Source organism: Stenotrophomonas maltophilia group sp. SKK55 (genome assembly GCF_057179845.1).
On the sequence record NZ_JBXUHP010000018.1, the window covers coordinates 624548 to 649693 of the forward strand.

Here is a 25146-nt window from a genome sequence, read left to right on the forward strand (position 1 = left end):
TCCTGCCTCCGTCCATCGTCTGTTCCTCGCCAAGGCAGACAGGATCAGGCGCAGACGCCCGCCGCACAAGCGCGTAGTATCGCTGTCAGCCACAAATATGGTTTGAGGCTCGACATGCAGCTACGCCCTTCCCTGCTCCCCGCATTGGCCGTGTTCGCGGTCGCCGCACGGCACCAGAATTTCGCCCAGGCCGCGCAGGAGCTGCACCTGACCGCCAGCGCGGTCAGTCACCACGTGCGCCGCCTGGAAGAAGTACTTGAAGTTCGCCTGTTCCTGCGCCACGCCCGCGGCGTGCGCCTGACCGCCGAGGGCCGGCAGCTGGCCGACGCCGCCAGCGCCGCCTTCACCGATGTCGCGGCGGTGGCCCATCACCTGCAACCGGATGCCGACAGCGTGCCGCTGCGGATCACCACGCTGCGCTCGCTCTCGTACTGCTGGCTGCTGCCGCGACTGCCACGCTTCACCCAGGCCTATCCACACATCCGCATCGAGCTGCACACCGGCAGCGGACTGGATCGCTACGACGACAACGGACCGGAAGTCGGCATCCGCTACGGGCTGGGCCAATGGCCGGGCCTGCGTGCACAGCACCTGATGGATGACTTCCTGTTCCCGGTGGCCTCACCGGCGCTGGCCGGGGTCGAAGCACTGGTTGATCCGGCGCGCATCGCCGACCTGCCGCTGCTGACCGACCTGTCGCCGCAGGGCTGGCGTGACTGGTTCCGCCACGCCGGCGTGCGCCCACCGTCGCCCCTGCCGCCGATGCACACCTTCGCCGACAGCACCGACGCGATGCGTGCGGCGGTGTATGGCATGGGCGCGGTGCTGGCGCGCACCCACATCGCCCAGCCCTACCTGCAGCGCTACGAGGTGGTGCGCCTGCCCGGTCCGGCATTGAAGGCACGCTATGCCTACCACGTGGTGCACGCAGAAGGGCAACCGCCGAGCCCGGCCGCGCGCCTGTTCATCGACTGGTTGCTGGAACAGGCGCAGGACGAGCACACGCCGATCCCGGCATTGCCGGACAGCCTGCTCGGGCGGCCGGCGACGCACGCCTGACTGCGCCCTCACCCGTTCTTTGCCTCACGCTGGCTAGGCTGCTGACGAACCCACAACGTACCTATGCCATGGCCATGCTGCGACTGCGCATCACCGGAACCGAAGACGACGCCCGCGCCATCAGCGACCTGCTGCTCGGCCTGGACGGCATCGAACATGTCGAGGAAACCGACGACCTGATGCCGCACATGGACGACGACGATTCCAGTTCGGCCGGGCTGTCCGATGACATCGGCCCGGGCATCCACGAGTTGGAAGTGGAAGTCGGCAATGAAAGCACCGCGCAGAAGGTGCGCGATGCGGTGCAGGAACTGGCGCTGGAGCTGGATGTGTTCGTCGAGTACGAGACCGACGAGGGCTGATGCCGGCTGACGGCCCGCATCAGCCTTGACCTCAGCGGTTGGGCGGCAGCTTGCGACGGTGGCGACGCCACCATGCCCGCACACCCCAGGCTGCGATCAAGGCCAGCACCGCCACCGGCAGCAGTGCGGCCGCAGCGCGGATCAGGAACGCGATGCTGGTGCTGAGGATGCCGCCCGACTCGCTCAGCGCCTCACCGATCTCGCTGCGGCTGCGCTGGCCAGAGGTGGTGTCGAAGTGGATCGCCACCAGCTGGGTATCGATGCGCCGGCGCTGCTGCGCAGCATCCTTGTTGGCCTGCTCGACACCCGCCTCGATCTCTGACAGGCGCGTGGTGATCGCCATCAGGTCTTCGATCTTCAGGTCCTTGCGGTCCTGGTAGGACAGCAGGCGGGCGTGCTCCTTCTCAAGCCGTGCCTTGGTCAATGCCGTGTCGGCCACCGCCTGCGCGAGATCCTCGGCGCGCGTATTGCGCGACTGCAGCTTGCCGCCTTCACCAGCCATCGCGATCAGCGGCTCGGTACCCTTCGGCGCGATGCGCACCTTCACTTCACCGCTGGGCCGCTCGCCGCCGTGCTGCTCGATCTGCAACACTGCACAGTCGCCGAACTTCGCGCTCTGGCAGGCCTGAGCGATCTGCTGGATGCGCGGTGCGATCTGCGCCGCCTCCAGCTGCACCTGCACGTCATGTTCGTAGGCCAGGAATGCGCCTTCCGGCGAAGCGATGGCAGCCTCGGCGGCCGTGGCGCCCGCATCCCCCACCATGTCGCCCTGCTTGGCGCAGGCGCCCAGCGCCAGCAGCAGTACCGGCAGCGCCGCCCTGCGCGTCCACGCTCGCACCGGCCTCACAGTGCCGCTCCGTCGTAGGAGGTCACCGAAAGGCCCGCCAGATCGACCTGCGGCACGCAGCGCACGTTCACCGCCACCATCGGTGTGCCGGTACGCGGATCGACCGCTTCGCTGTAGGGGGCGATACCGCATTGGCGGCAGTGGTGGTGGTCGATGTGGGCCTTGTTGAAGTGGTAGGTGGCCACGTCAGCCGGATCGGTGGCCAGCTGGAACGCCGCACGCGGAGCGAACCACAGCAGGCTGCCGCGACGCCGGCACATCGAACAGTTGCAGTCGATGACGTCGCTGATCGGCGCCTCGGCCTGCACGGTGAATGCGATCCTGCCGCAATGGCAGCTTCCCTGGTATTCCATGTCCTGCGCTCCTTTGGAGGGTCCTTGAATCCGCCCATGGTAATCCTATGGCACGGGGACAAAGCAGCAACGGGGCCCTATGCTCAGGGTTTGACCCCGTACAGGAATGCCGATGCGCCCGCATCTTCTTGCCCTCGCCCTGGTCGCCGCGCTGGCCGGTTGCCAGCCGGCCGACGCCCCGACCACCGCTTCCACCCCGGCCGCCAGCCAGCAGGCCGGTGACGCGGCGGTCGATGCCGCCTTCGCCGATCTGTCCAAGCGCGCCCTGGACACCTGGATGCAGCTGTCGCCGGTCAGCGCCACCCAGATCGGTGACCACCGCTACGACAGCGAGCTGGACGACCTGAGCGCCGCCGGCCAGCAGAAGACCGTGGCCGCCTACAAGGCGCTGCTGGGCGAGCTGGACAAGATCGAAGTGGCCAAGCTGGGCCGCGAGAACCAGGTGGACGCGGCGATCCTGCGCAACCAGCTGCAGTCGGAAATCTGGAACGCCGAAGTGCTGCAGTCCGGCAAGTGGGACCCGCAGCTGTACAACGGCATCGCCGGCAGCGCGATCTACGGCCTGATGGCGCGCGAGTTCGCGCCGCTGCCGGAGCGCCTGAAGGCGGCGACCGCGCGCATGGAAAAGCTGCCGGCGATCTTCGCCCAGGCACGCGAGAACCTGGATCCGGCCCGCGTGCCGAAGATCCATGCCGAGACGGTGGCCAAGCAGAACAAGGGCATCCTCAGCATCGTCGATACTTTCATCACCCCGCATATCGGTGAACTGCCGCAGGCCGACCAGCAGCGCCTGCAGGCCGCCATCGACGGTCTGAAGAAGGCCGTGGACGAGCAGCAGACCTGGCTGGACAAGACCCTGGTGCCGAACGCCAAGGGTGATTTCCGCATCGGTGCGGAAAAGTACGACCAGAAGCTGAAGTTCGCGCTGAGCTCCTCGCTGTCGCGCCAGGAGATCGGTGAGCGTGCACGTGCAGAACTCAAGCGCGTCCGCGAGGACATGTACGGCATCGCGCAGACCGTGCTGAAGGACAAGCCGGGTGCGCCGGAAATGCCGGCCCAGCCGACCGACGAGCAGCAGCAGAAGGCGATCGAGGCCGCGCTGGAACTGGCCTACGCCGACAAGCCGGCACGCGACAAGGTGGTCGACGATGCCAAGGCCGCGCTGGAGCAGTCCACCGCATTCGTGCGCGAGCACGACCTGGTGACCCTGCCCGACGCGCCGGTGGACATCATCCTGATGCCGGAATTCCAGCGCGGCGTGGCTGTGGCCTACTGCGATTCGCCGGGCCCGCTGGACAAGAACCTGAAGACCTTCTACGCCGTGTCGCCGATTCCGGACGACTGGAACGAGAAGCAGGTCGACTCGTTCCTGCGTGAGTACAACTCGCGCATGATCCACCTGCTCAGCATCCATGAAGGTACTCCGGGCCATTACCTGGAAGGCTGGCACTCGGCCAAGTTCCCCTCGACCCTGCGTGCGGTGCTGCGTTCGGGCCTGTTCGCCGAAGGCTGGGCGGTCTACACCGAGCGCATGATGCAGGAGCAGGGTTACCTCAACAACGATCCGCTGTTCCACCTGGTGCAGCTGAAGTTCTACCTGCGCACGATCTCCAACGCGATCCTCGACCAGGGCGTGCACGTGGACAACTGGGATCGCGAAAAGGCGATGCACCTGATGACCCACGACGCGTTCCAGCAGGAAAGCGAAGCGGCCGGCAAGTGGGTGCGCGCGCAGCTGACGTCGGCACAGCTGCCGACCTACTTCGTCGGTGCGCAGGAACACTTCGACACCCGCAAGGCAGTGCAGGAGAAGCTGGGGGACAAGTTCAACCTGAAGGCGTACCACGACCAGGTGCTGTCCTACGGCGCGCCGCCGGTGCGTTTCGCCCGCCAGCTGATGCTGGACCAGCCGATCGAGTGATCGGGACGGTGTGAGATGAAGCGGAGCGGCCCGGGGAAACCCGGGCCGCTTTCTTTGTTCGCCCCTGCTTGGGCTGCTGCCGGATCAGAGCAGATGGATGTACATTTTCTTTGAGCCCAGCCGCAGATCCACGAAGTACTCGGCACCACAGCCACGACAGGCTGCAGGACAATCCTCATCACTGCCACGCTCGTTTTCCAATGAGCCAGCCACGACCGGGTATCCGCACTCGAAACAGTTGAAAGCCACATGGTTGCCATGCGGATCAGCAGGGATCTGGTCACCCTCACCGTCCATCACCAGGAAATCCGTGATTCTCATTTCCACTCCCTCCCGCTGAATTGAGGACGAAAGACGAGCCGAACATCTAGCGTCAGTTGTGCGAAAGCAACGCGCGGATTGCACCACAGCGTGGCGCTTTACGTCCGCATCAGATCTCGATGCGTCGAAGCAATTGCCTGGGCTCCGCCTCCGTGCCCCGTTCAAAAAGCCTTGAAGCAATCACTGCTCCGCAGCCACGAAACCACCGGTCTGTCGCGCCCACAAGCGTGCGTACAGGCCACCGGCCGCGATCAGTTCGGCATGACTGCCGGTCTCGACGATGCGGCCCTGGTCCATCACCACCAGCCGGTCCATGCGCGCGATGGTCGACAACCGGTGCGCGATTGCGATCACCGTCTTGCCGCCCATCAGCTCATCCAGGCTGTCCTGGATCGCCGCTTCGACTTCCGAGTCGAGTGCCGAGGTCGCTTCGTCCAGCACCAGGATCGGCGCATCCTTCAGCAGCACGCGGGCAATGGCGATGCGCTGGCGCTGGCCACCGGACAGCTTCACGCCGCGCTCGCCGACATGCGCGTCGTAGCCACGGCGCCCCTGCCCGTCCACCAGCGTATCGATGAAGGCCTCGGCACGCGCCTTGTCTACGGCAGCACGCAGCTGCTCCTCGGTCGCATCGGGGCGGCCATACAGCAGGTTGTCGCGGATCGAGCGATGCAGCAGCGAGGTATCCTGGGTGACCACGCCGATCTGCTGGCGCAGGCTTTCCTGGGTGACGTAGGCGATGTCCTGGCCGTCGATCAGGATGCGGCCGCTCTCCAGGTCGTACAAGCGCAGCAGCACGTTCACCAGGGTCGACTTGCCGGCACCGGAAGGACCGACCAGGCCGATCTTCTCGCCCGGCTTCACCACCAGGTCGAGGCCGGCGATCACGCCGCCCTTCTTGCCGTAATGGAAGTGGATGTCCTGGAACTGCACGCCACCACGGGTCACCTGCAGCGGCACCGCGTCCTCGCGGTCCTGCACGGTCAGCGGCTGGGCGATGGTGGTGATGCCATCCTGCACCGTGCCGATGTCCTCGAAGATGCCGTTGATGGTCCACATGATCCAGCCGGACATGTTGTGGATGCGGATCACCAGGCCGGTCGCCAGGGTGATCGCGCCCACGGTGATATGGCCACCATTCCACAGCCACAGCGCGAGCCCACAGGTACCGGCAATCAGGAAACCGTTGACGATGGCGATGGTCAGGTCCATGCCGGTGGTCACCCGGGTCTGCGCGCGGTGCTTGACCGCCAGTTCCTGGATCGACTCGGCCACGTAGGCCTGCTCGCGCCCGCCATGGGCGAACAGCTTCAGCGTGGGAATGTTGGTGTAGCCATCGACGATGCGGCCCATTGCCTTGGAGCGCGCTTCGGACGCAATCCAGGCCCGTTCCTTCGCGCGCGGCACGAAGTAGACCATGATCACCGCATAGGCGAGCAGCCACAGGACCAGCGGCACCATCAACCGCCAGTCCGCCTGCGCGAACAGGTACAGCGCCGTGCCGGTATAGACCACGATGTACCAGAGCGAATCGACCATCTGTACCGCCGACTCGCGCAGCGAGGTACCGGTCTGCATGACCCGGTTGGCGACACTGCCGGCGAAGTCGTTCTGGAAGAAGCTCAGGCTCTGCCGAACCACGTAGTTGTGCATCAGCCAGCGCGAGCGGTTGCTCAGGCCGGGCACGATCGCCTGGTTGACCAGCAGGTTGTGCAGGCCCACCAGGATCGGCCGCGCGATGACCGTGATGAACAGCATCCAGCCCAGTTCATTGGCATGGCGCTTGAAGAAATCGGCACCGGGCTGCTCGGCGACCATGTCGACGATGCGGCCCAGGTAGTCGAACATGGCCACTTCCACCAGCGCCAGCAGCAGGCCGGCAATCAGGGTCGCCAGCAGCACCGGCCAGACCGGGCGCAGGTAGTGCAGGTAGAACGGCAGCACCTTGCGCGGTGGCATGCGCCCATCCACGGGCGGGAAAACCGGGATCAGGGATTCAAACCAACGGAACATCGCATTCCCTCGCCATCAATAGCCGGCGGAGTATCCCACGCCGGATGTGTACGCCGGCCGACGATGCCGTGGCGCCGGTAGTGCCGGCCGCTGGCCGGCAACCTCGCGACGTTTCCAGGGATCATGAGGTTGCCGGCCAGCGGCCGGCGCTACCCTCATTCTTTGACCGGGGTGAACAGCAGGTCCTGGAAATCGAAACTGAAATCGGTCAGGTCGGAAATCGGCTGCATGCGCACCTCACGCACCTTGCCATCCGGGTCCAGGCTGAAGTTCACGAACGCATCGGCGTTGAGCGAACGGTCGTCCCAGCGCACGATGAAGGTGTCGTGCTGCCAGTGCTCCAGGCGCCCGCTCAGCTGCGCGGTCTTCGCAAAGCGCAGGTGCAGGCCCTTGCCTTCGGCGCTGATCTGCATGTCGCCATACCAGCGGTCACGGAAGCTGCCGGTGTAGCCAGCCAGCGCCAGCGATGGCCTGCTGCCCTTGTCGCGTGCGCTCTGGTGCTTGGCCCAGGCCTCGTCGGCCTTGTCCTGGCCCTTGGCCACGGCCTTGGCATAGGCGTCCACCCAGTCGTGCCTTTCTCCGCCCAGGTAAGCGTCAAGCACGCTCAGGGTGATCGCATTGAACGCCGCACCCACTTCCTGGTTGGTCAGCACCACCACGCCCAGCTTCTCGCCTGGCACCAGGGTCAACCGCGAGACCATGCCCGGCCAGCCACCGGTATGCCAGACCAGCTTCTGACCACGGTAGTCGCTCAGGCTCCAGCCTTCGCCGTAGCCAGCGAAGTTGGCCCGCGCCGGTGCCAGCTCCGGCACGCTCGGCGCCGGGATCGACTGCGGGGTGATCATCCGCCACATCTGCTGCTGGCTCTTCTCGCTGAACAACGGCGTGCCGTCAGCCAGCTTGCCTTCGGCCAGCTGCACCTGCATCCAGCGCGCCATGTCGTGCGCGCTGGAATAGATGCCACCGGCGCCGGCATTGTTCGACCAGGTCAGCGGTGCAACGGTGCGCAGGTCCTTGAAATCGTACTTGGCGTGGCCGACCGCCGCCTTGTCACCTGGCTTCAGGTGGTCGGCGTTGTAGCGCGTGCCGGCCATCCCCACCTTGTCGAAGATGCGCGTCTGCAGGAACTGCTGGTAGCTCATGCCGGACACGCGCTCGATCACCTGTTGGGCGACCGCGTACAGGATATTGTCGTAGGCATAGCTTTCGCGGAAGCCGCCCTTCAGCGGCACCCTGCCCAGTCGCTCCACCACTTCGGCGTTGCTGTAGGAGGTGGCCGGCCAGAACAGCAGGTCACCGGCGCCCAGGCTCAGCCCGCTGCGATGCGACAGCAGGTCGCGGATCGTCATCTGCCCGGTCACGAACGGATCGGACATGCGGAACGACGGCAGGTGGTCGATCACCTTGTCATCCATCTTCAGCTTGCCGTCCTCGGCCAGCAGGTTCAGCGAGGTGGCGGTGAACGCCTTGGTATTGGAAGCGATGGCAAACAGGGTGTCGGCCTGCACCGGTTCCGGCTTGCCCTGCTCGCGCACGCCCCAGCCACGTTCCAGCACCACCTGGCCGTCCTTGACCACGGCCACGGCGATGCCGGGCACGTCAAACTGCGTGCGCACGCGCTCGACGGTCGCATCCAGGTCCTGCAGCTGCTGCGGGGTCGCCGCATTGGCCATGGTCGTGCACGCCAGCAGCACGGCTCCTCCGATCCAGGTTTTCATCCAGCACCATCTCCGAACAGGGGTCGCGGCCATGTGCAGGCCGTCACCGGGGTTTCGCAGGATGGTAACGGTCGCCGATGCACCCTGCCCCGTGCCATAGGAGGGGTGTCATGGGCGGCAACGGCCAACCAAGCAACGGCTCCACCATCATTCCGTGCCTGCGCTACCGCGACGCGCTGGCCGCCATCGACTGGCTGCAACGGGCCTTCGGCTTCCATGCCCAGGCCGTGTATGCCGATGGCGATACGGTCTTCCATGCCCAGCTCACCTTCGGCAACGGCATGATCATGCTCGGCTCGGCCAACAACCAGAGCGCATGGAGCGAACACGCGGTCCTGCCCGGAGAAGTCGGCGGCCGCCAGACCCAGAGTGCCTGCGTGATCGTCACCGATGTCGATGCGCACTATGCGCGGGCCAAGGCGGCTGGGGCGTGCATCGTCATCGACATTGCCGACCAGGACTACGGCGGCCGCGGCTATGCCTGTGCCGATCCTGAAGGCTACCTGTGGTGGTTCGGCAGCTACGACCCCTGGCGCGAGGACCACGACCAGTGACCGCGACCGCCCGGCAGGCGGAGATCCGCTGCGGCATCGGTGGCTGGGTGTTTCCCGAGTGGCGCGGCGGCATGTTCTATCCGGTGGGACTGCCGCAGCGCGAGGAACTGGCCCATGCCAGCCGCGCCCTGCGCTGCATCGAGATCAACGGCACCTTCTACCGCACGCCGACTGCGGCCCAGTGCGCGCAGTGGGCCGCGCAGACGCCGGAAGGCTTCCGTTTCTCGATGAAGGCGCCACGCTACCTGGTGCAGCGCCGCGACCTGGCCAGCACCGTGGGAGCGGCCACGCCGTTCCTGCAGGCGGCACTTGCGCTCGGTGACCGGCTCGGCCCGCTGCTGTGGCAGTTCGATCCGCGCCATCCGGCCGACGCCGATGCATTGGAAGCGCTGATGGCGCAGCTGCCGAAGCAGCTCGAGGGCGTGCCGTTGCAGCACGCTCTGGAAGTGCGCAACGCCGAGGCACATGGACCGGCTCTGGTCGCCGCCGCGCGCCGCCACGGCGTGGCGCTGGTGATCGAGGACAGCGACGAGGCGCCATTGCATGGCGATGTCAGTGCGGGCTTCGTCTACGCGCGGATCAAGCGCAGCCAGGCCCGCTTGAACGAGGGCCTGCCTGCGTCCGTGCAGCAGCGCTGGGCTGAACGCGCACGACGCTGGTCACGCGGCGAGCCGGTGGACGACCTGCCCTGCCTGGCCGGGCCCGCCCCGGAAACCCCGCGCGAGGTCTACCTGCTGTGCATCGGTGCCGGCAAGGCCCGCAACCCGGCCGCAGCGATGGCCCTGCAGCGCCTCATCGACGGCGCCAGCGGTCCAGCCCCCACAGCAGGGTCCAGCCCACCACGAACACGCCCGCAACGCGCAGCACGTTGAGCAGGAAGGCCGCCAGCCCCAGGCGTTGCAGTTCGAGGAATGGATACGGCGCCTGTCCGGTCATTGCAGCGACCAGCATCGCCCAGCCAAGGTAGACCAGCGGTACCAGCAGCACGCCGCCCAGCGCGCGCCAGCGCAGCGCGCCGTGCGGCAACAGCCACCACCACCCGAGCAGGTACAGCGCCGGCACAGCGTAGTGCAGGCCGGCATCGACCCACCATTGCAGCCCGGTGGGCTGCCACAGCCCCTGCAACGCCAGCACGTAGATGCACGCGGTCACCCCGATGCACAACCCGATTACCGCGGCGACAGTCGTGTTCAGCACACCCGCACGGATCAGCCTGACGCATCCCAGGCACACCGCCAGGTTGCTGAGAATCGTGAAGTAACCAACGAAGCGCAGCGTCGCCATGCCAACCCCGGCAGCCGCCCCGGGGCCGCGTAGCAACAACAGGTATTGCAGCAGCAACGCGGTGGCGGCCACCAGTGCAGTCAGGCCTGCCCATGCACGCAGGGCGCAGCGGTTGGCAGCCATTGCAGGGTTCCCCTGGGGAGTTTCCGCGAGCATGCCACAGGCGTCGCCGGCGACCGTAAGATTGCCTCACAATAGGCCGATGAGCACACCCGACACCCGCAAAGCGCTGTGGCAGATCCATTTCTGTGTCCTGCTGTGGGGCATCACGGCCATCCTCGGCAAGCTGATCACCCTGCCCGCACTGCCGCTGGTGTGGTGGCGCATGCTGCTGGTGACGGCGATGCTGGCCCTGCTGCCGCGGGTCTGGCGCGGGTTGCGTACCCTGCCCCTGCGGCTGGTCGCCGGCTACGCCGGCATCGGCGCGCTGGTCGCCCTGCACTGGCTGACGTTCTACGGCGCGGTGAAGCTGGCCAATGCCTCGGTGGCTGCCACCTGCATCGCACTGGCACCGGTGTTCACCTCGATCATCGAGCCGTGGGTGGCCAAGCGGCCGTTCCAGCTGCGTGAGCTGGCGTTTGGCCTGGCGGTGCTGCCGGGTGTTGCGCTGGTGGTCGGTGGCGTGCCCGATGGCATGCGCCTGGGTGTGTTGATCGGCGCGATCTCGGCGCTGCTGGTGGCGGTGTTCGGTTCGCTCAACAAGCGCATGGTCAGCCATGCCGATCCGCTCACGGTCACCGCGCTGGAGCTGGGTGCCGGCACCCTCACACTGACCCTGCTGGCGCCGCTGATGCCCTATCTGCTGCCGGCGCTGGCCAGCCCGCTATGGGTGGTCCCGAATCTGCACGACGGGATCCTGCTGCTGGTGCTGGCCGGGTTCTGCACGCTGCTGCCGTTCGCCCTGGCCCTGGTCGCGCTGCGCCACCTGAGCGCCTACACGGTGCAGCTGGTGACCAACCTGGAGCCGGTCTATGCGGTGGTACTGGCGGTGGTGCTGCTGCGCGAGCAGCACGAAGTCACCCCGTGGTTCTACCTGGGCGTGGCGATCATCGTCGGCGCGGTGTTCCTGCATCCGCTGCTGAACCGCCGCAAGCCGGTGCAGCATCCGGAAATCCTCGGCACGGCCGAAGCGCGCAACATCGCCGATTGAGTGCATCCACGCATGGCGTGGATGGCCGCATCAGCGCTGCGGCCAATGCCAGGCCGGCGCATCCAGCAGGCCCTGCCCGCTCAACAGCGTGCGGCCCTGTTCCTTGTACAGATGCAGCGAATGGCACCCTGGCGCCTGTTCCAACGCCGCGATCAGCCGGCTGGCGTGCGACACCACCCATACCTGGCTGCGCGCACTGGCTGCGATGATGAGCCGCGCCAGCGCCGGCAGCAGGTCCGGGTGCAGGCTGGTCTCCGGTTCGTTGAGCACCATCAGCGGCGGTGGGCGTGGTGTGTGCAGCGCCGCCGCCAGCAGCAGGAAGCGCAGCGTGCCGTCGGAGAGCTCGGCCATCGACAATGGCCGCAGCAACCCAGGTTGGTGGAAGCGCAGCGCCAGGCGTCCATCCAGCGCCTCGAAATCGACCGTGGCGCCCGGGAACGCGTCGTCGACGCTGCGTGCCAACGCAACCGGGTCGCCGATCTCGAGGATGGTCACCCAGGCCGCCGCCAGGTCCCGGCCATCGTGATGCAGCACCGGCGTGCGCGTGGCCATCGCCGGTTGCCGCGCCGGGGCATCGCCATCGCTGCGGAAATGGTCATAGAAGCGCCAGCAACGGATGTACTCACGCAGGGTGATCGTTTCGGGCATGCGCTGCGGATCGCCGACCTGGGTGAACAGGCTGTCGAACAGCGACAACCGGTCATCCACCAGATCCCAACCGCGCGCATGGCGCTGCCGCACCATCGCCCCGCGACGATCGACCAGCTGGTTGGCGCTGCGCAGGAACGGCCCCGCCCAGATCGCCTCGGCCTTGATCTGCGGGTCCAGCGCAAACGCCGAACGGCTGGGCGGCGGGTAGCCGAGATCGATGGCGTAGCCGAATTCGTCGGTGGTGAAGCCGAGCTTCAATCCCACCGATTCCTGGCGTGGGCCGCCCTGCAAGGGGATTTCGCCGGCAGCAACCCGACGGTCTATTTTTTCCGGGCCCGCCCACAGCGCCGAGCCCAGCCCACCTTCGCGGGCCAGCACCGCCGCGACGCCACCCTGCGCGGTCTCGGCCAGCAGGCGCAGCGCGCGGTAGAGGCTGGACTTGCCACTGCCATTGTCGCCGGTCACCACATTCAACTGCTGCAGCGGCAGTACGAGCCCGTGCAGCGAACGATAGTGGGCGATGGCCAGGGTCTGCAGCATGGGCGGCGTCCGGGGAAACAGGGCGTCATGCTGCCCGCTCTTGATCGCAGGCGCTGCGACGCGATGTGAATCGGGAAGAGCATCCACGCATGGCGTGGATCTACCGGGCGGGGCGCTTCAGCCCGCTACTTCCACCCGGTTGCGACCTTTGCCCTTGGCCCGGTACAGCGCCTTGTCGGCACGTGCCAGCGTCTCATCCACGCTTTCACCGGGCTGGTGCTGGGCCACCCCAATACTGATCGTGACCGGGAACCCCAGCGGCAGATCAGCAACGGCCAGGCGCAGGAACTCGCACTGAAGTTCGGCGGTTTGCAGGTCGGTCGCCGGCATCACCGCCACGAACTCCTCGCCGCCATAGCGCGCGGCCATGCCACGGCCGGCGAAGTGCGAGCGCAGCAGCGTGCCCAGCTCGGCCAGCACGCGGTCGCCGGTGGCGTGGCCCTGGAAATCGTTGATGTGCTTGAAGTGGTCGATGTCCAGCAGCGCGACGCAGGCCACAGCGGGCTGATCCCCGGTCACCGCCACTGCCTCGTCCAGCGCCGCCGCCATCGCGCGGCGGTTCGGCAGGCCGGTCAGCGCATCGTTGCGGCTCTGCTCGGCCAGGTCGGCGTTCTGCGCCAGCAGCACGTCGTGGTACTCCGACAGCAGGCGCTCGTAATCATCGCGTTCCAGCATGTGGTTTTGGATGTCGAGCGCGAAACGGCGCAACTCCATCACCAGCATCACCTGCCGCGACAGTGCGGCCAGCGCCTCGGCCTTGTCGCTGGCCAGGCGTTGCGGCTGTGCGTCGAACACGCACAGCGTACCCAGCGGCAAGCCGTCGGAGCTGATCAGCGGCGCGCCGGCGTAGAAGCGGATGTGCGGGTCGCCGGTCACCACCGGGTTGTCGTGGAAGCGGATGTCCTGCAACGCATCCTCGACCACCATGATTTCGTGCGGCTGCAGGATGGCGTGGCCACACATCGATTCGCTGCGCAGGTTTTCCGCCGCGTCGATGCCCTGGATCGACTTGAACCATTGCCGTTCGACGTCAATCAGGGTCACCGCCGCCATCGAGGTACCGCAGACCGCCTTGGCAATCGCCACCAGGTCGTCGAATGACTTCTCGCGCTGCGAATCAAGGATCCGGTAGCGGTACAGCGCCTCGAGCCGAAGGGCTTCGTTGGCAGGCTTGTCGGGCTTGATCATGCAGCGTCACGTTCCGGCAGGTCACTGCGGAGTCTAGCCGATGTAGAGCCGAGCCCATGCTTGGCTGCACCCGGACAAAAGAGCAGCCGAGCATGGGCTCGGCTCTACAGAAGCCGTTTACCAGTCCAGCTGCTTCGGCAGCAGGCCCTGCAGCTCCTGCTCGGTCAGGTTGCGCCACTGGCCCGGCTTCAGCGCGCCAATCTTGATGTTGTCGATGCGCACGCGGCGCAGCTGGGTCACGCGATAGCCGAACTCGGCGGCCATCAGGCGGATCTGCCGGTTCAGGCCCTGCTGCAGGGTGATGCGGAAACCGAACTTGGCGATGCGCGAAGTCTTGCATGGCAGCGTCATCTGGTCGTGGATGCGCACACCACGCGCCATGCCGCGCAGGAACTCATCGGTGACCGGCTTGTTGACCGCCACCAGATACTCCTTCTGGTGGCCATTCTCGGCACGCAGGATCTGGTTGACGATGTCGCCGTTGCTGGTCATCAGGATCAGGCCTTCGGAGTCCTTGTCGAGGCGGCCGATCGGGAAGATGCGCTGTTCATGGCCGACGAAGTCGACGATGTTGCCCTTGACCGACGTCTCGGTGGTGCAGGTGACGCCGACCGGCTTGTTCAGCGCGATGTAGACGTGGCGGCGGGCGCCGGGCTTGCGGGCCACGCGCGCGCGCAGTGGCTGGCCATCCACCAGCACCTGGTCTTCCTCGCCCACCACCGCGCCGGTGCCGGCCGGATGGCCGTTGACGGTGACCCGGCGGGCGGCGATCAGGCGATCGGCCTCGCGGCGGGAGCAGAAGCCGGTGTCGGCGATGTGTTTGTTGAGTCGGGTGGTCATCGCCCTATTATCCGGCATCGCCGCCCGCCGCGCTTCATGCCAGGCCGGGTGGATCGAGTTCTTCGCCGTCGAACACCCGGTTGCGGCCGGCACGCTTGGCCACGTACATGGCATGGTCGGCCCGGCGCAGCAGCGCGGCGAGATCATCCTCGCCCGGCCGCCACTGCGCCAGGCCGATGCTGGCGGTGACCTCCAGGCCGGGCACCTGCAGCGCCCGGGCCGCCTCCGTGATGTGCCGGCGCAGGCGATCCAGGCGCGCCGACGCCGCCTCCCGCGGCATGCCCGGCATCAGCAGCAGGAACTCTTCGCCCCCCATCCGCACTACCTGGTCCTGGCTGCGTACCGCGGCACGCAACGCGCGCGCCACCGCCACCAGCACCTGGTCCCCCACGGCGTGGCCATGGCGGTCATTGATGTCCTTGAACAGATCGATATCGAGGAAGCCGATCACCAGCGGGCCACGCTCGCGGTCAACCCGCTCCAGGTGGCGGGCCAGCTGCTGCAGGCCGGCACGGCGATTGGGCAGGCCGGTCAGGCCATCGGTCTCGGCCAGCTGGCGCAGTTCATCGCGCTGCTGGCGCAGGCGGCCCAGCCGCTGGTTCAGTGCGTAGGCTGCCATCATCAGCAGCCAGGTCACCGCCAGCTGCAGGGCCTCCACGCGGTATTCCAGCAACCACGCCGCGCGGCAGGCGTCGGCCAGGATCAACACCAGCATCGGCGCCAGCGCCGCCAGCCCCGCCTGCGCCCAGCGGTCACCGCGCAGCCGCGCCCACACCCCGACCATCAACGCCAGGCCACAGCCCAGCAGATAGGACACCTGCAGGCCCTGCGCCACCCAGGCCAGGCTGTCCCATGGCAGCCAGGGCACCAGTGCAGCCAACACCAGCAATCCCCAAAGTGCCAGCAGCTGGAACGGACGCGAACGCGGCAACAGGCGATCACCGCCATTCAGCCGCCACAGCGCCGGCAGCACCAGGGCCTGCGTGGCCGCAGTCAATACCAGCAGCCACCAGGCACCGCGCTCGCCCACCGGCAGCCAGGGTTCCGGATAGCCGCTGAGGCCACCGAGGATGGCCTGCCACAGCACCAGCACGGTGGTGCCGGCGATGTAGACCAGGAAACTGCGGTCGCGGGTGGTGAGGAAGGCCATCAGTGCCGACAACGCCAGTGCGATCGCCACGGCGATGCAGGCCGCGCGCACCAGCAGGCGGGCGGTATCGTTCTGCTGCACGGGACTGGGCGCGCCCAGCCGAAGGGTGGGTACCCAGCGCGCCTTCAACGGCGTCTGCCACGACACCAGGAAGGGATCGTGGCTGCCCGCTGGCGGCACCGCCACCAGCCCGATGCCTGCGCGGAAGCGTGAGTCTCGGGTACGGGCATCGTGCATGTTGCCGCAGATCTCGCGATCGCCATACTGCACGCGGACTTCGCCAGCGAACACATTGAACACGTCCAGGGCCTGCGGTTGCCCCGACCAGCCGCCCGGCGGCGCAGGCACCTGCACCTGCTGCCGGTGACCGGCCAGCATGCCCGGCGTGCATGCGCGATGTGGAGTGGGTTCATCGGTGGCTGCGCCGACCAGCAGGTAATCGCGGCCGGCTTCGGCGGCGGCGGCCCACAGTGGCCACGGCGTTGCCAACCACACCAGCAGCACGACCAGCACCGCCCCTGTTCCGTACTGCCACTGCCTGCCGCCCACGCCACGTCCTGTTCCTGCTTACGCCCGCGCCCACTGCGCGTCGCCCCTGGCGGGCATTATCGCAGCCGCGGCTGCAACGCATGTGTAGACCAAAGTCGCCGCAGAGCACTCAGCCTGCGGCGGGAGGACCTTTCACGGCCACCAGGCGCACCGGCCGCAGGTCGGCCAGGGTCATCCGTTCCAGTGGCTGCGGTCGCTCGACCGCATAGCCCTGCAGGCCCTGCACCCCAAGCCGGGTCAGCGCGGCGGCGACTTCGGCGGTCTCTACCCATTCGGCCACCACCTCCATTTGCAGCTCTCGCCCCAGTTCACTGATCGCGCGCACGGTGGCGTGGCTGACCGGATCGGTATCCATGTCGCGCACGAAGGCCCCGTCGATCTTCAGGATGTCGGCCGGCAGCTGGCGCAGGTAGCCGAACGAGGACAGCCCGGAGCCGAAATCGTCCAGCGCCATCCGGCAGCCGCGCGCCTTCACCGCATCGATGAACGCGCGCGCCTGGCTGAGGTTGCTGATCGCGGCGGTCTCGGTGATCTCGAAGCACAGCTTGGAGGCCAGCGCGCGATTGCGCTCCAGCAGGTCGCAGACGAAGGCGAGGAAGCCGGGTTCGGCGATCGACTGCGCCGACACGTTGACGTTGCACAGTCCCAGCTGCCGCACATGCGCCGGGCACACCTGCAGGTGCCGGAACAGCAGGCCGAGCACGTGCCGGTCCAGCGCCACGGCCATGCCATAGCGCTCCACCGCCGGCATGAACTGGCCCGGCAGGTGCAGGCTGCCATCGCTGCCGCGCATGCGCACCAGCACCTCATAGTGCAGGTAGGTGGGATCGCCGACGCGGGCGATGCGCTGCGCATACAGCACCATGCGGTTCTCGGCCATGGCCAGGCTGACGCCCTGCAGCCGCTCGGCTTCCCGGCGCCGTTCCTCCAGCGCCATGCGGTTCTCGTTGAAGCAGTGCACGCGGTTGCGCCCGGCCTGCTTGGCCGCATAGCAGGCACTGTCGGCGGCGCTCATCAACCAGTTCACATCCGGTGCATCGGCGGTGACCTCGACCACGCCGATGCTGCAGCTCAACTGCGGGCTGCCCTCGCTCACCAGGAACGTCGCCTGCCCCAGATTGCGGATCACGCGCTGCAGCACGCGCTTGGCCTCGTCCTGCCCGGCATGGGCGAGGAACACCGCGAACTCGTCCGCACCCAGCCGGCCCACCCAGTCACCATCGCGCACCGCCGCCACCAGGTACTCGGCGAAGCTGCGCAGCATCTGGTCGCCGGCGGCATGGCCGAAGCTGTCATTGACCAGCTTGAAATGGTCCAGGTTGATGTAGCACAGCGCGTGCGTGCCACCTTCGCTGCGCACCTGCAGCAGTGCGCGTTCCAGCAGTCGCTCGATCTCGCGCCGGTTGATCAGGCCGGTCAGCGGGTCATGGCTGGCGTGGTGCTCGATCTCGCGCGCCAGTGCATGGTTCTGGCTGACGTCTTCGATGATCGCGAACACCGACAGGCCGCCGCCGGCGCTGCGCACACCGGTGCCGCTCCAGCGGCCCCAGACCAGGCTGCCATCGCGACGGCGGAATCGCAGTTCGCTCGGGCGCAGCTGGCGGTCCCAATCGATGCGCCCCACCCCGTCAATGACCAGCTCGCCGTCCATCAGCAGGTCAGCCAGCGACAGCTGCAGCAGCACGTCGCGGCGATGATCGAGGATGTCGGCCATCGCCTGGTTGGCCTCGATCACCTTGCCTTCGGTATCGAGCTTGAGCATGCCGACGTTGGCCTGGTAGAACGCTGCGCGGAAGCGGCTCTCGTGTTCGGTCAGGTCCTTGCCGACGCGGCGCGCCAGGGCCACCGCCATCAGGCTGATCGCCAGCACCGACAGGCCCGCGACCATCAGCGTGGCCAGCCTCACCAGCGTCGCCATCCGCAGCAGCGCCTGCGAGAACGCCTGGCTCTGTACCTTCATCCGCTGGTCCAGGTCACGCAGCTGCTGCAGGTACTGGTCACGCGTGGCTGTCAGCAAGGGGCCACCCTCGTGCCGCCGCTGCAACTCATCGACCAGGCGCTGCAGCGCCATCAGGTCCCCGTCGGTCTGCCGCCATAACGCGGTCGCTTCGCGGAAAGCACCGATATCGCGCGCGTAGCGGAACGAAAACACCAGGCGCGGAATGTCGGCGTGCGCGTTGCCCCCCTGCAGGAAGCCCTGCCGGGCCTTCTCTTCGTCAGGCTCCGCCTGTTCCAGCGCCAAGCGCGCCTGCAGATCGCCCAACGGCACCTGCAGGGCCTGGCGTGCATCGTCCAGGTCCTGGACATTGCCGCGCGCCAGGTAGCGACTGAGCGCGGCGGTCGCATCCTGCTGACCGCGCGACCAGTATCCCTGGCCGGCGATCCAGGCGGTGGAGGCCGCCTGCAGTTCCTGGATCAACGCCGACAGTGCGACCAGTCCGATCGCCATGCCGGTCAACAACGCAAATCGCAGTCCCAGCCCCCGGGTCATCGGCACCCGCCGGCTCTGTTGGTCCGTGCCACTCCTACCCATCCCGGATCCCCCAGAATGTGCTGCGGTGACAACCTCCTTTGGAACCGGACCAGCCTATGACCGGCAATGTGTTGACCGTGCGAAAAAGGGGACGGAGGGGATTAAGTCGTTTTCGGCATAAGCGCATGGCCTGCCATATACGACTTAATCCCCTCCGTCCCCTTTTCCTGTACGCCGGCCCGGGGGCCGGCGTTGCTCTGGACGGCTGTGAGTGCGGCTTAGAAGCTGCGCGGGCCGCGCGGCTTGAAGCCATCACGACGTGGCGGGCGGCTGTCGCGGTCACCGCCGCGGTCGCCCCCATGGCCACCCGGACCACCCGGACCACCACGACGCGGGCCACCGGGGCCGCCCGGACCACGCTTGTCGAAGCGCGGCTTGAACGGACGCGGGGCCGGGTTGATCTCTTCACCGGCCGCCAGCGGACGCATCTGCAGCTGCTGGCCGGACACCCACACCTTCTGCAGGTGCGACAGCACGTCCGGCGGCATCTGTGCCGGCAGGTCCAGCAGCGAGAAGTCGTCGTGGATGTCGATGCGGCCGATGAAACGGCTTTCCAGGCCGGCTTCGTTGGCGATGGCGCCGACGATGTTGGCCGGCTTCACGCCATGCTGGTGACCGACCGAAATACGGTAGGTCTCCATGCCCTGCTCCGGTGCACCACGCGGCGGAACCTCGCGGCGCGGACGCTGCTCGAAACCACCTTCGGCGTCGTCGCGACGCGGGCCACGCTCGAAGCGCGGCCCCCGCTCGTTGCGGTCGAAGCGATCACCACGTTCCGGGCGGTCACCACGGTCGAAGCGCTCGCGCGGTGCGCGCTCTTCGCGCGGGGCACGCACTGGCGGCTGCAGCAGGAACGGGGTATCGCCCTGCAGCATCCTGGCCAGCGCGGCGGCGATCTCGATGGCCGGCACGTTCTGCTCGTTCTCGAAGCGCTCCAGCAGCTGGCGGTAGAAGTCCAGGCCACCGGCACCCAGGGTTTCGCTGATGCGCGAGGTGAACTTGTTGATGCGGGTGTCGTTGACCGCCTCCACGCTCGGCAGCTGCATCTCTTCGATCGGCTGGCGGGTAGCGCGCTCGATCTGGCGCAGCATGCCCTTCTCGCGCGGGGTGGCGAACAGGATCGCCTCACCGCTGCGGCCGGCACGGCCGGTACGGCCGATGCGGTGCACGTAGCTCTCGGTGTCGTACGGGATGTCGTAGTTCAGCACGTGGCTGATGCGCTCCACGTCCAGGCCGCGGGCGGCCACGTCGGTGGCGACCAGGATGTCCAGCTTGCCTTCCTTCAGCATGGCGATGGTGCGCTCGCGCTGGGCCTGCTGCATGTCACCGTTGATGGCGGCAGCGGCCAGGCCACGCGCCTGCAGCTTGCTGGCCAGTTCTTCGGTGCCGGCCTTGGTGCGCGCGAAGATGATCATCGCGTCGAACGGCTCGACTTCCAGGATGCGGGTCAGCGCGTCCAGCTTGTGCATGCCGCTCACCCACCAGTAGCGCTGGCGGATGTTGGCCGAGGTGGTGGTCTTGGCCGCGATGGTCACTTCCACCGGGTCCTGCAGGTAGGTCTGCGCGATGCGGCGGATCTGCGGCGGCATGGTGGCCGAGAACAGGGCCACCTGGCGCTGCTCCGGCAGCTTCTTCAGCACGGCTTCCACATCGTCGATGAAGCCCATGCGCAGCATTTCATCGGCTTCGTCCAGCACCAGGGTCTTCAGCTCGGACAGGTCCAGGGTGCTGCGGTCCAGGTGATCGATCACGCGGCCGGGGGTACCGACCACGATGTGCACGCCACGGCGCAGCGCCGACAGCTGCTGGCCGTAGGGCTGGCCGCCGTACACCGGCAGCACGCGGAAGCCCGGGATCTTCGACGAATAGGACTGGAACGCCTCGGCAACCTGGATGGCCAGTTCACGGGTCGGCGCCAGGATCAGGGCCTGGGGCTTGATCTGCTGCAGGTCGATGTTGGACAGTACCGGCAGTGCGAACGCAGCGGTCTTGCCGGTACCAGTCTGCGCCTGGCCCAGCACGTCGCGGCCTTCCAGCATCGCCGGGATGGTAGCGGCCTGGATCGGCGACGGGGTTTCGTAGCCGATGGCGGTGACCGCCTGCATCACGGGCTCGGACAGGCCGAGCTGCGCGAACTGCAGCGGCGCTTGGGAATCTTGGGACATGGGGAACTCCGAAGGCACTGCCGTCTTCCTGGCAGTGCGATAAAAAGGGTGATGGTCCGCGCTTTGGGCGCCCTTCTTATCGCGTGCCCTGGCGCTGCTCGGTCGGAGGAGATTTCACTCGCTCAGAGCGGAATGATACCGCATTGATCCTGAACGAGGCGTACAGCTTTCCATACGCGTGCCGTCGTGCCCCGTGCTGGCGCACAATACGCGCCCTCTCCCCGGCCCGGCCGCTGGCCTGCGCCCTCTTTCCAGGACCCCTCGCTCCATGCAGATTCTCGAATTCGACCTCGACGGCGACTACGTCGAACTCAAGCAGCTGTTGAAGCTGGCCGACCTGGTCACCAGCGGCGGCGAGGCCAAGATGGTCATCAGCGAGGGCCAGGTGCGGGTCGACGGTGAGGTCGAACTGCGCAAGGCCTGCAAGATCCGCGCAGGCCAGGTGGTCGAGTTCGCCGACAGCCAGATCCGCGTGCTGGCCGCTGGCTGATCCGAGAGTGTTCAGGCCACGCGCTGGGTCAGGTGCGAGGCGATCAGCTGCCTGAACGGCGCCACGCCCTGCGCCAGGCGCAGGCCCGCGGCCCGCAGCAGGCGTGCCGGGCGACGATCGTCGGTGTACAGGCTGGCGATCGCGTTGGTGGCCTCGTACAGCGGCCGCGACGCCAACCGATGACCGCGTTGGTAGCTGGCCAGCATGCCGGCGGCGGCAATGTCCGCACCGCGCCGCTGCTGCGCGACGATGCCCTGTGCCAGCCGCTGTGCGCTGGCCAGTCCCAGATTGAAGCCGTGCGCGGTGACCGGGTGCATGCCCACCGCGGCATCGCCGATCAGCGCGGAACGCTCGCCGACGAAACGGTGCGCGTACACTCCCACCAGCGGATACGCCTGCGGTGTGGCCACCGGCTGCATGCGGCCCAGCCGATGCTCGAAGCAGGCACTGATGGCCTCACCGAAAGCCACCTCGTCCATCGCCAGCAGTTCTTCGATCTGCCGCGGCGGCAGCGTGATCACCGCCGATGCCTGGCCCTCGTTGAGCGGCAGCAGCGCCATGGTGCGGCCGTAGCCGAACCACTCCCAGGCCGTGTGGTGATGGTCGCGCTCGACCTGCATGCGGCACACCAGCATCGACTTGCCGAAGTCGCGCATCTGCGCACCGATGCCGAGCATGCGGCGGGTGGCGGAGAAGCGGCTGTCAGCCGCGACCAGCAGCCGCGCGTGCAGTTGACTGCCGTCATCGAGTCTGACCAGCTGGCCCTGCGCATCGGCCTGCACGCCCAGCACCTTGCGCCCGTCGAACAGCTCCAGCCCATCCTGGCCCTGCACGGCATCCCAGGCGGCGCGGCGGATCAGGTGGTTGGGCACCAGCCAGCCCAGCGGCTGGCCATCAACCTGGCTGCTGGCGAAGGTCAACGCGAACGGCGAGCCGCCGTTCATCACCCTGGCATCGCGCAGCTCGGCGACTTCGGCCTGCGGCAGGCGCTGCCACAGCCCCAGTTGTTCCATGCTCTGCCGCGAGGCATGGGTCAGCGCGATCTCGCGGCCATCAAAGGCGGCGTCGGCCAGGGCCTGGCGCGGCTGCACTTCGACCAGCCCGACCTGCAGGCCACTGGCGGCCAGCGCACGCGCGAAGCACAGGCCCGCCGGTCCGGCGCCGACCACCACCACGTCCATCCTGCGCATGCGCGCCTCCTGCCGTTGATTCAGTCCGGGCCAGCATAGCGCCGCGCGCCTGAGCGGCCTTGATCTGGATCAGGCCGACTTACAGAAGTGCGAACACCAGCGCCAGGATCGACAGCAGCGATACGAGCCAGACCAGGCTGCGCACGTAGGGCACGCCCGCGGCATACAGCGGCAGGTAGACCACACGCGCCCAGACGTAGGCCTGCGCAGCCAGCGCCGTGGTGTCGTTGCTGCGCCCGGCCACGACCACTGCGATGGCGGCAGCGGCGAAGAACGGGAAGGTTTCCAGGAAGTTGGACTGCGCACGCTGCAGGCGCCCGGCCAGCGGGCTGAGCGGCTTTGAATCGCCATCCCGTGCCGAGGCATTCCACTTCATCCCGCGCTCGCGGGTGACCACGGTGGAGGTGGCGAAGATGTAGACAAAACCCAGCAGCACCGACCAGGCCAGCATCGTCAGTTCAGTTGCCATCGCTCATCTCCTCAGGGCGCCGACGCGCGCAGGCTGTAACCGGCCAGGCGCCACACCTGGTCTTCGTCGAAACGGAACGAGACCAGCTCGCGCACCGGCTGTGCGCTGTTGGCGAAACGGGTCGGGAAGCTGACGTTGATGTACAGCCCTTCCGGCACCGCAGCACCGGCGCTGTACTTGACCCGGGTGATGGTGGGCTGGCCACGCCCGGCCAACGCACCCAGGCGCGCACGCTCGGTGGTCAGCTGGCTCACGAAGGTGGCCTTCGGCACCGCACGGCGCGCGACGGCCGAAGCGCCATCCCACAATTCGCCGGCGCGGTTGGCATCGACCAGTTGCGCCGCCTTCAACGCAGCCGCGCCCATTTCCGCGTCCTGCTTCTGCACCTGGGCCTGCTGCGCAGCGGTCAACGCCGGGGCACCGGCAGTGGCGGGCTTCGCGGCCGCCGGCGATGCCGGGGCCGGGCGTGCCGGAGCCGGTGCCGGCGTGGCCGGCGCAGGTGCCTGCGCCAACGCAGTCAGGGGCAGCAGGGACAGCAGCAGGAGCACGCGCTTCATGGACACCGCCGGTTCTGGAGGAAAGGACCGCAGTCTACGCCAGCGCAGTGAGCGGTTCGTCAGCGCGCGTGGGCGTTGCCTTCCACCGCCGCCGCATCGGCCTGCGCCGCAGACTTGCCTGCATCGTCGGCTGCCTGCTCGGCCATCGGCGGTTCCGGCGGTGCCGGGGGCAGCGTCGCCACATCGATCTCCGACAGCGGGCTTTCGTCGGGGCAGACCGCGTCCGGGAAGCCGAAGCGCTGCTTCAACGCCTGGCCGCAGCTGTTGATCGACTCCATGTCGGCGCCTTCGCGCTTGCACTGCTGGTCGAAGGCGACCAGGAAGGCGTCCTTGCGCTGCACGAAATCGTCACCGCAGGCACGCATCTGCTTGATCCGTTCCAGATCGTCCTGCACCGCATTGGTGCCATCCAGACCGTACTGGCGCAGTTCGTCCGGAGTCAGCAGGCGCAGGCTGCGGTTGGGCACGGTCATCATCAGATCGGCCACACCCACCGCCACGCCGTTGCGTTGCAGGTAGTCCTTCACGTTGTCGTAGACCTCGTGCAGCTCGCGGTTGAGCTCGGCGCGCGAGGTGGCCTTGGAACTGATGCGCATCATGCGGTGGATGCCGACCTTGCCCGACAGCAGGCGGTTGTCACCGGCGGCCAGCACGAACACGCAGGCGCTGTGGCAGATCGAGCCTTCGCGCACCCAGATGGTCCAGCCCGATTCACCGATGCTGTCACCGGCGACAATCGCCGACTCCACCTGCCCCCCGCTGGAATCCAGATCGAGGATGCGCTTGTGGATCTTCTGCTCGTCAGCGACCACGGCCAGTCGCCACATCATCTCGGCGAAGCCCGGATTGATCTTGCCGGCGTAACGCACGCGCATCAGGCCGCGCTCGGCGCACGGCGCCAGCGCCTGGGTGATCTGCTCGCGCTGCAGGCCTTCCAGCTCGACACCGTCACCGGCATCGCCAGCATATTCCGTGCTGCAGCTGACCCAGGCACGGCCATTCTCAAGCTGCGCCTGCGGCCACGGCCGATCCGCCTGGCTGCGCGGCGGCGCTGGCGGTGGCGGTGCATCGGCCGCATTGATCGACACCATGTTCTCGCCATCGCTGGCCGGCGCCCGCGCCGCCTTGTCAGCAGCGGTCACATTGCCTGGATTTTCCAGCTGGCTGCAGCCCGCCAGGGCCAGGCACAACAGGGGCAACCAGCGGCGTTTGGCGGACATCGGGCAACCAGTCTTCACGTGA

The 25146-nt window shown here is 67.5% G+C and carries 23 protein-coding genes; 7 read left to right on the plus strand and 16 right to left on the minus strand.

What is annotated here, in order from left to right; all coding sequences use genetic code 11:
- Nucleotides 1–114: 114 nt before the first annotated feature.
- Both AC2A1N_RS11960 and AC2A1N_RS11965 read left to right on the plus strand, forming a co-directional pair.
- Nucleotides 115–1059 carry a LysR substrate-binding domain-containing protein gene (locus AC2A1N_RS11960; protein WP_484372317.1) on the plus strand — a complete coding sequence of 315 codons (945 nt, stop codon included), beginning with the start codon at nucleotides 115–117 and terminating at the stop codon, nucleotides 1057–1059.
- A gap of 68 nt (nucleotides 1060–1127) precedes the next feature.
- Nucleotides 1128–1421 (plus strand): hypothetical protein, encoded by a 294-nt coding sequence (locus AC2A1N_RS11965; RefSeq protein ID WP_005415831.1) that lies wholly within the window; start codon nucleotides 1128–1130, stop codon nucleotides 1419–1421.
- A 31-nt stretch (nucleotides 1422–1452) separates the two neighbouring features.
- On the opposite strand, the gene AC2A1N_RS11970 is transcribed toward AC2A1N_RS11965, so the two are convergent.
- Together AC2A1N_RS11970 and AC2A1N_RS11975 are read right to left on the minus strand one after the other, a co-directional pair.
- A complete protein-coding gene (locus tag AC2A1N_RS11970) occupies nucleotides 1453–2268 on the minus strand; it encodes a DUF4349 domain-containing protein (RefSeq protein ID WP_484372319.1) in 816 nt (271 codons plus the stop codon).
- Nucleotides 2265–2621, minus strand: a complete 357-nt coding sequence (locus AC2A1N_RS11975; RefSeq protein ID WP_053497067.1) for a GFA family protein — start codon at nucleotides 2619–2621, stop codon at nucleotides 2265–2267. The genes AC2A1N_RS11970 and AC2A1N_RS11975 overlap by 4 nt, the downstream gene beginning before the upstream one ends.
- A gap of 112 nt (nucleotides 2622–2733) precedes the next feature.
- On the opposite strand from AC2A1N_RS11975, the gene AC2A1N_RS11980 reads away from it, so the two are divergent.
- The gene (locus AC2A1N_RS11980) at nucleotides 2734–4542 is read left to right on the plus strand and encodes a DUF885 domain-containing protein (protein ID WP_484372322.1); all 1809 of its coding nucleotides are present in this window, start codon (nucleotides 2734–2736) and stop codon (nucleotides 4540–4542) included.
- An 84-nt stretch (nucleotides 4543–4626) separates the two neighbouring features.
- Here AC2A1N_RS11980 and AC2A1N_RS11985 read toward each other — a convergent pair whose 3' ends face one another.
- The 3 genes from AC2A1N_RS11985 to AC2A1N_RS11995 all read right to left on the minus strand — a co-directional run bounded on the left by AC2A1N_RS11985 (nucleotide 4627) and on the right by AC2A1N_RS11995 (nucleotide 8594).
- Entirely contained in the window at nucleotides 4627–4863 is a 237-nt protein-coding gene (locus AC2A1N_RS11985) for a hypothetical protein (RefSeq protein WP_072166827.1), read from the minus strand.
- A 180-nt stretch (nucleotides 4864–5043) separates the two neighbouring features.
- Nucleotides 5044–6876 carry a multidrug efflux ABC transporter SmrA gene (gene smrA / locus AC2A1N_RS11990; protein ID WP_484372324.1) on the minus strand — a complete coding sequence of 611 codons (1833 nt, stop codon included), beginning with the start codon at nucleotides 6874–6876 and terminating at the stop codon, nucleotides 5044–5046.
- A gap of 155 nt (nucleotides 6877–7031) precedes the next feature.
- Nucleotides 7032–8594 (minus strand): serine hydrolase, encoded by a 1563-nt coding sequence (locus AC2A1N_RS11995; protein WP_484372326.1) that lies wholly within the window; start codon nucleotides 8592–8594, stop codon nucleotides 7032–7034.
- 110 nt (nucleotides 8595–8704) lie between these two features.
- Here AC2A1N_RS11995 and AC2A1N_RS12000 point away from each other — a divergent pair, with 110 nt between their 5' ends.
- Together AC2A1N_RS12000 and AC2A1N_RS12005 are read left to right on the plus strand one after the other, a co-directional pair.
- Complete coding sequence (locus tag AC2A1N_RS12000) at nucleotides 8705–9148, plus strand: VOC family protein (RefSeq protein ID WP_484372328.1); 444 nt, start codon at nucleotides 8705–8707, stop codon at nucleotides 9146–9148.
- Entirely contained in the window at nucleotides 9145–10020 is an 876-nt protein-coding gene (locus AC2A1N_RS12005) for a DUF72 domain-containing protein (protein ID WP_484372330.1), read from the plus strand. Before AC2A1N_RS12000 ends, AC2A1N_RS12005 begins: the two co-directional genes overlap by 4 nt.
- On the opposite strand, the gene AC2A1N_RS12010 is transcribed toward AC2A1N_RS12005, so the two are convergent.
- The gene (locus AC2A1N_RS12010) at nucleotides 9941–10555 is read right to left on the minus strand and encodes a Pr6Pr family membrane protein (protein ID WP_484372332.1); all 615 of its coding nucleotides are present in this window, start codon (nucleotides 10553–10555) and stop codon (nucleotides 9941–9943) included. The two genes, AC2A1N_RS12005 and AC2A1N_RS12010, sit on opposite strands and share 80 nt — an antisense overlap.
- A 79-nt stretch (nucleotides 10556–10634) precedes the next feature.
- On the opposite strand from AC2A1N_RS12010, the gene AC2A1N_RS12015 reads away from it, so the two are divergent.
- Nucleotides 10635–11582, plus strand: coding sequence for a DMT family transporter (locus AC2A1N_RS12015; RefSeq protein ID WP_061479504.1), 948 nt, complete (start codon nucleotides 10635–10637; stop codon nucleotides 11580–11582).
- Nucleotides 11583–11612: 30 nt separating this feature from the next.
- Here AC2A1N_RS12015 and AC2A1N_RS12020 read toward each other — a convergent pair whose 3' ends face one another.
- From AC2A1N_RS12020 to AC2A1N_RS12045, 6 genes are all read right to left on the minus strand, one after another.
- A complete protein-coding gene (locus tag AC2A1N_RS12020) occupies nucleotides 11613–12773 on the minus strand; it encodes an AAA family ATPase (RefSeq protein ID WP_061479505.1) in 1161 nt (386 codons plus the stop codon).
- Nucleotides 12774–12890: 117 nt separating this feature from the next.
- Entirely contained in the window at nucleotides 12891–13961 is a 1071-nt protein-coding gene (locus AC2A1N_RS12025; protein ID WP_484372335.1) for a sensor domain-containing diguanylate cyclase, read from the minus strand.
- 117 nt (nucleotides 13962–14078) lie between these two features.
- On the minus strand, nucleotides 14079–14801 hold the full coding sequence (locus AC2A1N_RS12030) for a pseudouridine synthase (protein ID WP_019659152.1): 723 nt from the start codon (nucleotides 14799–14801) through the stop codon (nucleotides 14079–14081).
- Between the two features lie 34 nt (nucleotides 14802–14835).
- Nucleotides 14836–16500, minus strand: coding sequence for a sensor domain-containing diguanylate cyclase (locus tag AC2A1N_RS12035; RefSeq protein ID WP_484372337.1), 1665 nt, complete (start codon nucleotides 16498–16500; stop codon nucleotides 14836–14838).
- Nucleotides 16501–16609: 109 nt separating this feature from the next.
- Complete coding sequence (locus AC2A1N_RS12040) at nucleotides 16610–19033, minus strand: putative bifunctional diguanylate cyclase/phosphodiesterase (protein ID WP_484372339.1); 2424 nt, start codon at nucleotides 19031–19033, stop codon at nucleotides 16610–16612.
- A gap of 218 nt (nucleotides 19034–19251) precedes the next feature.
- Nucleotides 19252–21198 (minus strand): DEAD/DEAH box helicase, encoded by a 1947-nt coding sequence (locus AC2A1N_RS12045; protein WP_484372341.1) that lies wholly within the window; start codon nucleotides 21196–21198, stop codon nucleotides 19252–19254.
- 268 nt (nucleotides 21199–21466) lie between these two features.
- Here AC2A1N_RS12045 and AC2A1N_RS12050 point away from each other — a divergent pair, with 268 nt between their 5' ends.
- Complete coding sequence (locus AC2A1N_RS12050; RefSeq protein ID WP_014036469.1) at nucleotides 21467–21688, plus strand: RNA-binding S4 domain-containing protein; 222 nt, start codon at nucleotides 21467–21469, stop codon at nucleotides 21686–21688.
- An 11-nt stretch (nucleotides 21689–21699) separates the two neighbouring features.
- Here the strand turns inward: AC2A1N_RS12050 and ubiM are convergent, their stop codons facing one another.
- The 4 genes from ubiM to AC2A1N_RS12070 form a co-directional block, all read right to left on the minus strand.
- Nucleotides 21700–22878 carry a 5-demethoxyubiquinol-8 5-hydroxylase UbiM gene (ubiM, locus tag AC2A1N_RS12055; protein WP_484372343.1) on the minus strand — a complete coding sequence of 393 codons (1179 nt, stop codon included), beginning with the start codon at nucleotides 22876–22878 and terminating at the stop codon, nucleotides 21700–21702.
- Between the two features lie 79 nt (nucleotides 22879–22957).
- The gene (locus AC2A1N_RS12060; protein WP_242890130.1) at nucleotides 22958–23347 is read right to left on the minus strand and encodes an MAPEG family protein; all 390 of its coding nucleotides are present in this window, start codon (nucleotides 23345–23347) and stop codon (nucleotides 22958–22960) included.
- Between the two features lie 11 nt (nucleotides 23348–23358).
- The gene (locus AC2A1N_RS12065; RefSeq protein ID WP_242890127.1) at nucleotides 23359–23904 is read right to left on the minus strand and encodes a DUF4019 domain-containing protein; all 546 of its coding nucleotides are present in this window, start codon (nucleotides 23902–23904) and stop codon (nucleotides 23359–23361) included.
- Nucleotides 23905–23963: 59 nt separating this feature from the next.
- On the minus strand, nucleotides 23964–25124 hold the full coding sequence (locus AC2A1N_RS12070; protein WP_242890123.1) for a COG3904 family protein: 1161 nt from the start codon (nucleotides 25122–25124) through the stop codon (nucleotides 23964–23966).
- Nucleotides 25125–25146 lie beyond the last annotated feature (22 nt).